This is a genomic window from Pelotalea chapellei, assembly GCF_018531195.1.
GTDB classification, from domain to species: domain Bacteria; phylum Desulfobacterota; class Desulfuromonadia; order Geobacterales; family Pseudopelobacteraceae; genus Pelotalea; species Pelotalea chapellei.
The window spans coordinates 74018-86449 of the sequence record NZ_JAHDYS010000013.1; the positions used below are offsets into that span (position 1 = coordinate 74018).

The window sequence follows — 12432 nt, forward strand, 5'->3', positions numbered from 1 at the left end:
TCCCGTACCCGAGGTTCTGTAATGAAAATGCTTTCCATTCTGGGTTCAACCGGATCCATTGGTGTCAGCACCCTTGAAATAGTCGCCGCATATCCCGATCGTTTTAAAATTGTTGCCCTGACAGCGGGCAAAAACCTGGAGTTGTTCGCCCGGCAAATCCGTCAGTTCGCTCCAGCCATCGCAGCGGTTGCATCGCCGGATGACATACCACGCCTGCAGGCTCTCTGCCCCGGTCTTGATGTCACCATACTGGGCGGAGAAGAAGGGCTGATTGCTGCAGCTACGGCTACGGATACCGAAATGGTAGTGGCTGCCATAGTGGGTGCTGCTGGCCTGGTGCCGACTGCCGCCGCGATCCGTGCAGGCAAGGACATTGCCTTGGCCAACAAGGAGACCCTGGTAACCGCCGGCCGACTGTTCATGGACATGGTTGCTGAATATGGCGTCAAACTGTATCCGGTGGATAGCGAACACAGCGCCGTATTCCAGTCGATTGAGGGGCACCGGAGCCAGGATATAAGCAAGATCATCCTGACCGCTTCGGGTGGACCTTTTCTGAATACTCCGGTACAGCAGCTGGCTCAGGTAACTGTAGCCGATGCCCTCAATCATCCCAACTGGAGTATGGGGAAAAAGATCTCGATCGATTCCGCGACCATGATGAACAAAGGTCTGGAGGTAATCGAGGCCCGTTGGCTGTTCAATGTACCTGTGGAAAAAATCGATGTTAATATCCATCCCCAGAGTATCATTCATTCCATGGTAGAATATATCGACGGTTGCGTCATTGCTCAGCTTGGCTCTCCAGACATGAAGGCCCCCATCGCCTATGCCCTTTCCTATCCAGAACGTGTTGCTACCGGCGTGCAGCCGTTGGATCTGACCACATTCTCAGGGCTCACTTTTTTCAAACCCGATACGGAAAAGTTCCGTTGCCTGGAACTTGCGTATCGTGCCATGGGTGAAGGAGAAAGCATGCCCGCGGTTATGAATGCAGCCAATGAGATTGCCGTTGAATGCTTCTTAGAAGGAAGGATAGGTTTCATCCAGATAGCCACCATCATCGAAGAGACCATGAACGCCCATCATGCCCATCCTTTGGCCAGTATCGAGGAAGTACTCCAGGCCGATCTGTGGGGACGCGAGATGGCACGGGAAATATGCCTCAAACAGGTGAATTGATATGACAATCATTTATGCAATCATTGCCCTTGGTGTACTGATTTTTGTACATGAACTTGGACATTTTCTACTTGCCAAACTTTTCCGGGTCAAAGTGGAAAAGTTTTCCCTCGGCTTTGGTCCCAAGCTGTTCAGTAAGCAGATCGGTGAGACCGAATACCTTCTCTCTGCCTTCCCCTTGGGGGGATACGTCAAGATGTTTGGCGAAACCGGATTCATTGAAGGGGGAGAAACCCATCATCAGGCAACACCAGACTCCAACGTATCTGATGAAGAATCTGGCGAGCTTGTGGAAGGGCCCCGCGAACTGACCGAAGCAGAGAAAGAGCGTTCCTTCTTTCATAAGCCTCCCCTGGTGCGTATTGCTATTGTCATGGCCGGACCTGTTTTCAATCTTGCCTTTGCATGGCTCGCTTTCATCCTGCTCTGCATGCTCGGTGTGCCTACAGTCACAGCCAAGATTGGTGATGTCATCAAGGACAAACCTGCGGCGCGGGCAGGGATCCAAAAGGATGATGTAATAACCGGAATCAATGGCAAACCTGTTAAACAATGGGATGACATAGCCGAAATGATATCCGCCAGCAAGGGCCAGACAATCAGCCTGAGTGTGAAGCGCGGAGGGCAGGACAAACAGTTCAGCATTATTCCGGAACCACGTGTATCAAAGAATCTTTTCGGAGAGCAGGTAAGCGGATTCGCTATCGGAGTTGCTTCTGCCGCGGAAATTATCACTCAAAAATATGGCCCGATTGACGCTTTTTCCAAGGGAACGGCTCAAACATGGAAAGTGATTGATCTCACTTTCACCTCATTGATTAAGATGGCCCAGCGTGTTGTCCCGATGGACAGTGTCGGCGGGCCAATAATGATCGTAAAAATGGCCGGCGAACAGGCCGCTGCTGGCGGATCCAACTTCCTGGCGTTCATGGCCCTGCTCTCCATCAACCTTGGGGTTCTTAACCTACTGCCCGTGCCTGTTCTGGATGGAGGGCACCTCTTCTTTTATTTCTGGGAGTTAATTTTCCGCCGACCAGTGAACCAGAAGGTGCGTGAATATGCTCAGCAGATCGGCCTGATGCTGCTTCTGGGCCTGATGGCACTGGCTTTTTACAATGACATCATCAGATATTTTGTAGGACAGGGCTGATACTGCTCCATTATTTGCCATACAACAAAGAAAGGGCGGCCCCAACGGGTCGCCCTTTCTTTGTTTACAGGCCCTCTCCCTTCTATTTTGTTCAGGAAGGATACCTGCGCGCAAGATCATTATCGATGACATAGACGCACATTTCCCGTGCTCCCTGCTTGGTGTAGTGAAAGCGAGGTGCGCAAAGATTGTTTATCAGGAAGGAAACGTCATCCCGTATGCGCTTGTCATACATATTGAACGCCACTGTGTCATAATCCTTGATAGCCCTGCGAAAATTGGCATTATCCAGGAACGGTTCCATCACCTTACCCTTCAGATTGTGCACATAACTGTCATGCAGTGAGCGAAAGAGGCCAGTCTGTTGAGGAGCCTTTCCCTCGACCAGTATCTCTTGAGTCAATGTTCTCGACGCATATTCCTTCTGGGTTTCACGACGGAATGCCAGTCGCACGTCGTCTTCTACAGTAGTCCCCATTAACCGCGCTTCAATGGAGCGCAGAAAGTCTTCGGTGATTTCAAGCCGGTCATTGGTAAAACGGCACACCACCACTGAACCGATTTCAAAGTTGACAGCAAACATGTAATTGAGCAGATCATGACTGATCTGATCTTCGTTGAAATAATAGAGCGATTCCTTAACTTCCTGCAGAACAGAATAGTTGTAGTTGCGAATCAGAGAGTCCAGAAGCCCCTCGGGCAACGCCTCATTCAGATCGGTCCTCCATTTGGTAAAAAAGGTGACGAGGTTCGACATGGAGATAAGCTTGTTACTACGGGCATAAGCAGTAAAAAAATCCCCGAAAATACGCAGTGAATCACGCCCGGAGAACCCGGTCACCCCTTCCCGTTCAGATTCGTCGATTATCCGTCTCCGACGCTTGGCACTGAGCCGCTTGCGATCCTCTTCAGTGATCCAGGAAGGAATGTGCCCCGTGTAGATTTCCATCTTTAGCAACTGAAGATTATGATCGCAATACTGTCCATATCGCTCCGGCTCATAGATCCATTCCAGCAGTGCTGGTGAATTTGTACCCATACGAGTGGAAATGATTGCGCGGGCAAAATTGTGCAGTACCCGTGGAAGAAAGCTGTCGTCAATATGCCTGCCAAAGGTGTTGCGGTAAATCTCCACCTCAGTATTCAGGTCCATGACGTATGGCATGTGGATGAACTCAATCCTGTCGGTGAAGGACTGGAAATCCACTATGCTCTTGGCATCTTCCGGGTTCATCAGGGCAATGAACAGGGAAGAAACATTCTCCTCCACATCCTCGACCTTATGGATACCCTCACTGATGATATTGTGCAGCTCCATGAGCCGTTCGGCATTGTATGCTTTTACATCCATCAGCGCGTAGACGCCGTTATTTGTTTTCGCATGACTTGAATGCAGATACCGGACGGGAGAGGCATCTCCCAGCAAAGCATCGAGCCTGTTCTGGAGATGATCATTACCGAGAACATTCATGCGCAGAGTTTTGTCACCCGGATTGAATATCGTTACCCCCTCTCCCAGACGACGATTGAAGCGATATGGTCGAGCATTGATCATACGGTAAACATCCAGTGAAGAGGGGAGCCGCTGCACCAGTGAATCGAAAAGGGAACTGCAAATGGTGCACGGTATGTCGCGAAAGAGCCACTCGTATTCTTTGCTGGAAAAAAGTTTTTGCTTGAACTCATCATTCTGAAAAAGCTCATCAAAGAAAGAGTGCCGATCTTCACGGGGAATCAGCAGCAACGGGTTGTCGTGAGAAGGACATGGTATCTCCAGCAGCTCAGGGCCACGTTCCCGATTCCCGTTATGGTTCCCCGACAGGTCGGGCATATCGTGCCGGGATTGTTCAAGACCACGGCTGTCCAGTTTCCAGACGACTTCATAGCGCATACCGGCGTCGCTGTTCGAGTATTCCTCGAACTTCAGCAGCAAATTATTGAGAAAAGTGCTTTTCCCTGAACCGGGTGGCCCCTCGAAAATATAGATCTTGTTCTGCCGTGCACTGCTCCTCATCGCATCAACGTGCTGGATGAAACGGTTGGCAAAAAGCCTGTCTGCAAAAAAGGGGCGATCAGTACCATTTACGAACAGTCTGCTGCAGTCATATTTCACATATTTGATCGATTCCGGATCGTTGGGATACTCATCCCGCTCCACGCTCACATACTCCCGCACCATGTCATGAAAAGCCTGAAAGGCATTGCGCACCACCAATGATGGTCGCGTTGCCAGATTTTCCAGAAACTCGTCAAAGGATATGCTGTGATTCGTTTCCCGCTCGCTGATCTTGCGGTTGAGATGAACCATGGCTCTGTCAATGTTTGACATGTGTCTCCCGTAGCGGATGTTGTAGGCTGCCCGGCTTATGGTCGAGTACGTACAGAATCAGTATGGATTAAAGCACCTTTTGGGTTAGTGTTTTTCCTTCCATGGTAAACAAAACCCGCTGCCATACAACCGCTCCGTCGGGAACACCTTCATTCCCGGTTTCAGGTACCACATCCACCTGTGCAACACTGGTCTCCAGATGAACCGGCCGGCCCCATAGATATTCGATCCCCATCATGGTGGAGGCGATGTACTCCTGTACGAGTTGTTTACCTTCAAAAGTATGTACCAGATACAGATCTCCATCGCCCTTATCCGGGTCGACCGTGATGACCGGTGGATGGTAGAGGGTATCCATCAGCATTTTCCGGTAATCTTCAGCTTTGCGGCTTTTCACGTAGTACTGCCAGACCATTCGTCTCCGGTCGAGACGCTTGCCGACAACAAAAAGCTTGTGCAGGTCAAGAAAATCCTGATCCAGGTAGTTCTTGATGAAAAGGGCATCTCCCAGGTTTTCCCTGACACCAAAGATGGCTTCCTGGCCTCCAACGTTCTTTGTATCAAAGCGTTTGCGGGTGTTACTGTCCTTCACCCTTTGAAAATCAAATGACAAACGCCCTTTGTCCGCCTGCTGCTCGATATAGGTGAACAGCCGCATGCCCAGGGCATAGGGGTTAGTTCCCACGCGTGGCAGGGATGTGACTCCGGCATGAATGCGGGCAAAATCCACCTCATGTCCCTTGATCCTGTCGTCCTGCAGAAAAAGTTTTTCGTGCCAATAACTGGCCCATCCCTCATTGACGATCTTTGTCCTGATCTGAGGCTGAAAAAAGAGAGAAGTCTTGCGGATAATCTCAAGAATTGTCTTCATCCACTGATTTTCGTCCCGATTCAGAAATTCAGATTTTTCCAGGAGGTAGCGAAGCAGGTCACGCCGGGATGGTTGCGTCTGTTTCTCCCTCAGAAAATGGCTCTCCAGCTCAGGATAGCGCCGCTCGGCATCGGCAAAAAAGGTTTTTTCAGCCAGAGGACCAAAGTTCCTCATGCTCTCGTTGTAACGGTTGATTTCCCGCACATATTCACTTATGGAAACCTTTTTCACCGACTGCAGGAACACGTCGAAGTAGTAGTTCAAACGTGCGGAGCAGCCGGCTTCCTGAGAAACGAAAAGTTCCGCGAGTTCACCATGGAAGTCGACCAGATTGTCTATGGCACGGGAAAATTCGATGACATAATCAACCCAGCGTCCTTTCTCCGAGCGCAGTCGTGCAATAACCCGTTTGTCGGAAAGAGCCTGGCCGGTAAAATCGTAATCCCAAGTATTGCGAAAGTAGAGATTGTTCTGGAAGACATCGATGTGGCCCAAAACATGATAAAAAATCATCACATTGAGCCAATCCGGATTATTGTCGTTGTAAAAAGAAATGGGAGGGCGTGTATTGATGACAGTTTCATACGGGTTGTGGGGATAGAGTTCGTAGGTGCCCTTTGCATGAAGCACCTCCACATCGTGCACCCAATAATCATAGAGAGTCGGTATCATCACCTTTGGCCCCAACTCCAGCAGATCACGATTGGTGACAATATATTCCAGTGATTCATCAGTGAAGGAGAGCCCCGCATCGCGCGCCCGTTCCTTGCACCCTTCCATGATCGTCTTGGTATGTTGATTGATCAGTTCCATGTGGTATCCGTATATTCATCCGTGGAACGCGGATTTTTTCGTTCTGGCAAGGCTGTCGAGGAAGAGCACGGAGGCGTAGCAGCGCTACGCCGCACACGCGATTCCGAAGACTTACGCCGCCAGGGCGGAAAAAGACCGTTCCATATTATTAAGAAATAAGCTTCCTGATTCCCTCTATCACCCTCCCCTCATCCGCACTCTCTTCCATGGCGTCCATCCTGATCAGATGAGGCTTTGATTTCAATAAACCGGACTTTTCAAGATAATGGGCTACATCCGTTCCTCCGGTCATATCGCTATGCTCGGCTATAGTGATCCCCATACGACTTACGTACCCAAGCATTTTTTCCAGTTCCGGAAGAGCAAATTCTCCATGGGTGTCCCAGTCGTCGCCATCGGTGCCGTGGAAGACATAGATATTGTAATCTCTGGCCAGTCCAGCCTCCGCCACGATTTCATTCACCAACTGATAGGCACTGGAGACCTGGGTTCCTCCTGCCACACGGGAGTTGTAATAGGTGTTGAAATCAGGGACTTCCTTCGCCTGCGTGTCGTGAAGTATGAATCTTGATTCCACCTGTCCTGCGTACTGGTATATCAGCCAGCTGTAAATGAGCACATGCTGAGTCACCACCAAGTCGGTAACTTTTCCTGCCATGGAGCCTGAATAGTCCCGCACGAAAAAAACAACCGCCTGGGGTTCCCAATCCTTTTCCATGGAAAGTGTTCGATAGACTTTGTCCGATGGGGCAATCAGGAAACGGGTGGGGTCAACGGGCTGATCATCCGGCATATTTCCTAAGGCGCGGTTGGTTCCCAGGATTCTGCGCAAAGTTGCTTTTTTATCCAGAATCTGCCCTGATCCCCGGTTCCTGTCGGTCAAGTCATGGGTGTAACGAGTCAAAGAACGACGTTTCCCCTTCTCCTTCAGATTGGGCAGCTGAAACTGCTCGGTCAGCGTCTTGCCAAGTTCATAGGCGGATGACTCCATGTCATGGCTCTCTTCTCCACCCTGCCCCGGACCGCCACCAGGCTGACCTTCGTCATCTCGTGCCTGCTGTTCCCCCAGCACCTCCCCCTCTTCCTCATCTCCGGTCCCTCCTGCATTGCGACCTTCATCCGGGGGGCGGATGACAGCATCATGATAAAATTTCTCCTCTTCTGTTGAGGGCACTACAACCACCACCTGCCCCTTTGCACCCCGCTTGGCCTTTACCAGTCGACCAACCTGTATCTTGCGCGGGAAGCCATCCTTTTCCCGACGCCGGTCCCGCTCCAGCAGCTCGTCCAGTGTCTTCATCTGGACGATAACCGACGCATGAGGAGCAACGGCCTGACGAAGCATGAACAGATCATGAAAGGCATATGGGCTGCGGTTGAATGAAGAGAAGAGGCTCTCTTCATGTTCCTCCGGGGGAACCCCGTGTTCCATTCCAACGGTATCATGTTCCTTCCGCAAACGTGCCTCGGAACCAGACAACACCAAATTTGCGTTTGATTGCACTGGATCAATTTTTTCATCAGGTAGATTTTTCATCTTTATATGGAACTTCTTCTCACACAGAGGCACAAAGGCACGAAGATGTTTTTATTATAAATACCGTTCTCTGTGGTCTTCGTGGCTTCGCGTGATCAATAGTCTGAAAAAAAGCTCTTCCTCCGCCGAATTTGAATATCAATTTTCATCTTCCTGAGTGCAGAAGTACTCAATCGTCTTTTGGGCGCATGTACGGCAGTACCCAAGCTTATTGAGCATGGTATTGATCATGCGGTCATACAACTTCTGATTCTCTTCATTTGTACGATTCGCAAGGGCGCCGATGAGGCTGCCGGCACCGGCGATGTCGGATTTAAGCCGTACCTCCGTGATGGCCTTTACCAATTCCAGATTGTCCATGAAGTCATAGTTAGGATCCATAGAGATCTTCTGGCCATAGATCTTTCGGATGGAGGTGCGGAAAGAGTCTCGCTGTTCCTCAGTCTTCAGTCCGATGCGCTCCTCAACACTCTTCACATAACGTTCATCGATCTTCAGCGCCCTCAACTCGCCACTCTGGGGATCCTTGTATTTCCACATCCTGTCGGGCCCCAGGTTTTCCGCATCGATGCCGATGATCATGTTGACATAATTCATCACATCCCGGCGAATGGCATGGGGCTCATCCATGTAGGCATTGAACATCTCGGTCATGATTCGTTCCCGGTACAGACCCTTGGCAACCTTCAGATCCTCCAGGTATTTGGCCCTGTCATTGGTATCGACCACATAATCCAATACAACCCGCTCCAGCGTCTTGAAAACATCATAGGCCACCATACAGCGCCCTTCGTTGGTTTCCGAACTTTCCACCAGCAGCTGAACCGCACGGCCCAGGCTGCGGTGGCCCAGCCCCTTCTGGCCGAAGCGCTTGGTGATATCAGGCTCCTGGCCCAGTGTATCGATTACCTCTGCCAGGGCCTTGATGCTCTTTTCACCGGCAATTTCTCCTGCAGATAGTTTCATGGTTTCGATAGAAGTCAGTTTTTCAGAACGCGGGAAGCGGGTAAGTACCACTCCCACCGAAGCGGCATAGTTCAGGTTCGGGTCCTGGTGCAGAGGTTCACTTGTCAGGGTGGTCTTGGTATCGCTGCCGATGGCATAGGAGGTAAGTCCCTCCTGCAGCCTATAGTTGGTGTTATGGGAGACATAGCAGATCCGGCAGCGGTCCACGATAGGCGCCTCTTCTTTTTCCGCGAGAAACCGATTGAACTCGGAGTTATTGCTGGTGGCGATGATCAAGGTGTCGATCGGCCATTTAAAACCATCCATCTCGATGGCACGGTTCTGAATTACCCCCAGATACACCTGCACCAGGTCTTTCTTGTTTTTGAAGATCTCATCAGAGAAATGAATACCTCCCCCGGCGACCCTCGCCAGTGCACCGCGCCGCAGGTCAAAGCGATACGGGTTGTTTGTGTCGCTGATGTACAGTAGCCGCTGGATTGATTCCTCCCCAAGAAGATCGACGGAAGAGGAGGTGATCTTGTCCTTGGCTGGATACTTGCCGGTGAGTGTGCCCAGACTTTCACTCATCGGCACCGGGATCACCTCTACGAATCCCAGCATTTTATCCAAATCTCCCCCGCAAAAATCCCTTATCTCGCTCCAGATATATCCGCTACAGGCACCAAGAGGACGATAATTTCCGTAAACCCGCTCCAGTTCCCCCTCGCTAAAGCCACCTTTTTCTGCAAGGAACCGCCGGTTCTCTTCCGCAGGTTCAAAGAAGTTCATGGCCAGGATCATGGGATCTTCATAGGTCTGGGAATCATAGAGCTTGATTTTGCCGTAATGCTCCAGCTGATTGAGACCGGTGTAGCGGAAGGTATAGCGCCGGTTGTGCGGTGCGGAGAGAAAAGAGCGATACAAGGAACAGAGATATTCCACAAAAAACGTTTTCCCGTTTCCCGGTTCACCAACAAGAACAAAGGCCATTTCCTTGCTGGAGCCCCCTTCGGCAGCATCCTTTACATAGGAAACAAAGCTGTTGATCTCGTCAAACATGCCGATGGTGTGCTTTCTGCCGCTGCGAAAGATCTTGAAGTCATAGGTAGTCCTGCCATTCACCACGACCTTTTCAAAACCGCCCCCCAAAATCATGCGCGCTACAGATTGGAAGGCATTTTCAAACGATCTTTGCTGCTCTTTAACCGCTGTAATGTGCTGAATCAGATTATCGTGGGGAGCCATCGGGTAGTTTCCTCCGTGCGGATTTCCATGCATTCCTACGGATAAGTATTGAACATTTTCCCAATTAGACAAGTTTCCATCCGGAGACTCCGGATGGAACTGCTGGTTTCCGATTCGGAAAGGAGGAATTTTTTGTCCTGGCAAGGAAATCAAGGGATTACTTGTGAGGCGTACATAGGTACGCCGCACAAGTAATCCCGAAGATTGACACCACCAGGGCGAAAAAGAACCCTTTCCGGACGGAAACTAGACAAGCGCACACATATTCCTGTTTGGACATCTGGACGGCATTCAACATAGAAAAATAAAAATAAATTTGCTTATGCACTTTAAATTTATTTAATTTGTTTCATAATTACCCCTAAGGTTGTGTGACATGCACTCCAGCCGAAGCATTTATTTCCATCAAACCAGAAAGGAGGTCGATCAAATGGCACTGAAATGGTTTCTGTGCATAGTGGCATTTCTTCCGCTACTGGCCGCATTACCGGCACGAGCGGCTGAAGTGCATGGCAGGAGCTCCACTCAGCTTCTGTGGTTCAACAACTTTTTCAATCAGCGAAAACAGGCGGAATTTGCACAGTACTTGAATCTGTCGGTCCTTAATGTTGACAGGGAGGGAAAGCTTTCCTTCCAGGGGTACGGCCGGGTGACCCAGGATGTGCGCAACAGTGAGGGGTTGAACGGGAGACTATATTACCTGTATGGCGATTATCGGGGACTGTACGACAAGGTTGATATCAGGCTAGGCAGGCAGTGGATTAATTATGCTGCAGGTACGGCGCTGATCGATGGCGGGCAGATCGAACTGCGAAAGGTGGGACCGGTTGGATTTTCCATCATGGGTGGCAGGAACGTTTTCTTTGATCTGTATGGCGAAGGAACGCGCAAGGAGGATTTTGTCTTTGGTACTGCCGCCTATCTGACAGGTTTCAAGAATACAGATGCCGAAGTGAGCTATTTCCTGAAGCTTGATAAGAGCGGCATGGCCAGGAATCAGGTGGGGGGCGTATTCAAGCAATACCTGTTCAATGCTGTCAAGGTGTATGCCAATACACGATATGACATTGTCAGTGAAACGTTCATGGAGATGCTGGCAGGAGTAAAAGTATTCCCTACCTCAAAACTCGTTCTGACGGGTGAGTGGTACCAGAGTTATCCAATATTCGATGCCACCTCGATCTATTCGGTATTTGCCGTGGACCGCTACCAGGAAGGGGTCTTCCGGGTTGATTACACCGTTAACGACATGATCTCCATTCATGGCGGCTACAACCGGCAGGACTACGGCGAAGGCGGCTTCGGCAACGACGGCACAGCTGATGTCGTCGAAGTTGGCCTGGGTCTGCGTCCGCTGAGCAACCTGATGTTAAACCTGACCTACAACCACCGCAACGGTTACGGCGGCAAACTGGATGGTGGAATTGCAGAAGTAACATACAACCCGATCAAAGCGCTGGAGCTGGCGGCGGGATTGCACTTCGACGTGTATGAACGTGACCGGTCGACCGGAGAAGAAACTGCACGACGTTACTGGGGCGGAGCAAAGTACAAATTTACTGACAAAATGTCCGCTTCCGTACGGGTTGAGGATAATGTCAACGTGCGCTTCAGCAATGACTGGCAGGGGCGCGCGGTGTTCAACTATGATTTTTAGAAAGGAGGCGCCGGTGAAAAAGATCTTTGCAATGGTTGTGCTTTTGGGATGTGCCCTTGTGTATCTCCAGCAGGTGTCTTTTGCTGCAAAGATGGCACACAAGGAATATGCCAGGATGAATATAGGGGAATGCAATGACTGCCATAAGGGAGAGGGAATTTCTCCAAACCATGAGGCAGATTTCGTTCGTAACCACCGGGTTCTGGCCAGCAAGGCCGGCAACAACTGCGGGGAGTGCCATGATCAGGCCTGGTGCCTGGATTGCCACCAGGGGGGCGGAAATGGCGAAAACCTGAATCAGTCCAATTTCGGGCGGGATTACAAGCCCAAAAACCATCGCAGCGACTTTATCAACATACATCCCATGAAGGCCTTGGACAATCCGCAGCAATGCTACCGTTGTCATGATGAAAGAGCGTTCTGCAACTCCTGCCACAGCCGCTTTCCGAGGAGCTCGATGCGGATCAAGTCACATTTGCGGAGCGGCAACACCCAAACCTTCATGTGGACCAGTGAACATGCCACCGAAGCACGACGAAATCTGCAGTCATGCCAAAGCTGCCACGCCGGCGGCGATGTCTGTCTGCGATGCCACAGTGCAACGAGTGGTGCAAAAGTAAGCCCACATCCAAGAGGATTCAAGGAGAGCAACAGGAACAACAATACATGCAAGGTGTGCCATTAGCTGGCGAGATGCCCA

The 12432-nt window shown here is 50.5% G+C and carries 8 protein-coding genes; 4 read left to right on the top strand and 4 right to left on the bottom strand.

Annotated elements, in window-relative coordinates:
• The first annotated feature begins 21 nt into the window (after positions 1 to 21).
• Both KJB30_RS13600 and rseP read left to right on the top strand, forming a co-directional pair.
• Positions 22 to 1182, top strand: coding sequence for a 1-deoxy-D-xylulose-5-phosphate reductoisomerase (locus tag KJB30_RS13600; RefSeq protein ID WP_214300213.1), 1161 nt, complete (start codon positions 22 to 24; stop codon positions 1180 to 1182).
• Position 1183: 1 nt separating this feature from the next.
• Positions 1184 to 2332 carry an RIP metalloprotease RseP gene (rseP, locus tag KJB30_RS13605; protein ID WP_214300215.1) on the top strand — a complete coding sequence of 383 codons (1149 nt, stop codon included), beginning with the start codon at positions 1184 to 1186 and terminating at the stop codon, positions 2330 to 2332.
• Between the two features lie 91 nt (positions 2333 to 2423).
• Here rseP and KJB30_RS13610 read toward each other — a convergent pair whose 3' ends face one another.
• The 4 genes from KJB30_RS13610 to KJB30_RS13625 form a co-directional block, all read right to left on the bottom strand.
• Complete coding sequence (locus KJB30_RS13610) at positions 2424 to 4661, bottom strand: serine protein kinase PrkA (RefSeq protein WP_214300217.1); 2238 nt, start codon at positions 4659 to 4661, stop codon at positions 2424 to 2426.
• A gap of 67 nt (positions 4662 to 4728) precedes the next feature.
• Complete coding sequence (locus tag KJB30_RS13615; RefSeq protein ID WP_214300219.1) at positions 4729 to 6345, bottom strand: SpoVR family protein; 1617 nt, start codon at positions 6343 to 6345, stop codon at positions 4729 to 4731.
• A gap of 148 nt (positions 6346 to 6493) precedes the next feature.
• A complete protein-coding gene (locus KJB30_RS13620) occupies positions 6494 to 7882 on the bottom strand; it encodes a DUF444 family protein (RefSeq protein WP_214300220.1) in 1389 nt (462 codons plus the stop codon).
• Between the two features lie 138 nt (positions 7883 to 8020).
• Complete coding sequence (locus KJB30_RS13625) at positions 8021 to 10075, bottom strand: serine protein kinase PrkA (protein ID WP_214300222.1); 2055 nt, start codon at positions 10073 to 10075, stop codon at positions 8021 to 8023.
• 430 nt (positions 10076 to 10505) lie between these two features.
• Here KJB30_RS13625 and KJB30_RS13630 point away from each other — a divergent pair, with 430 nt between their 5' ends.
• The gene (locus tag KJB30_RS13630; protein ID WP_214300224.1) at positions 10506 to 11732 is read left to right on the top strand and encodes a porin family protein; all 1227 of its coding nucleotides are present in this window, start codon (positions 10506 to 10508) and stop codon (positions 11730 to 11732) included.
• Between the two features lie 13 nt (positions 11733 to 11745).
• Positions 11746 to 12417: a cytochrome C gene (locus KJB30_RS13635; RefSeq protein ID WP_367618989.1), complete on the top strand. Its 672-nt coding sequence runs from the start codon at positions 11746 to 11748 to the stop codon at positions 12415 to 12417.
• Positions 12418 to 12432: the final 15 nt, after the last annotated feature.

What these genes read in the sequence shown, in the direction of transcription:
- KJB30_RS13600 (WP_214300213.1), top strand. Translation starts at nt 22, where the DNA reads ATGAAAATGCTTTCCATTCTGGGTTCAACCGGATCCATTGGTGTCAGC.
- rseP (WP_214300215.1), top strand. Translation starts at nt 1,184, where the DNA reads ATGACAATCATTTATGCAATCATTGCCCTTGGTGTACTGATTTTTGTA.
- KJB30_RS13610 (WP_214300217.1), bottom strand. Translation starts at nt 4,661, where the DNA reads ATGTCAAACATTGACAGAGCCATGGTTCATCTCAACCGCAAGATCAGC.
- KJB30_RS13615 (WP_214300219.1), bottom strand. Translation starts at nt 6,345, where the DNA reads ATGGAACTGATCAATCAACATACCAAGACGATCATGGAAGGGTGCAAG.
- KJB30_RS13620 (WP_214300220.1), bottom strand. Translation starts at nt 7,882, where the DNA reads ATGAAAAATCTACCTGATGAAAAAATTGATCCAGTGCAATCAAACGCA.
- KJB30_RS13625 (WP_214300222.1), bottom strand. Translation starts at nt 10,075, where the DNA reads ATGGCTCCCCACGATAATCTGATTCAGCACATTACAGCGGTTAAAGAG.
- KJB30_RS13630 (WP_214300224.1), top strand. Translation starts at nt 10,506, where the DNA reads ATGGCACTGAAATGGTTTCTGTGCATAGTGGCATTTCTTCCGCTACTG.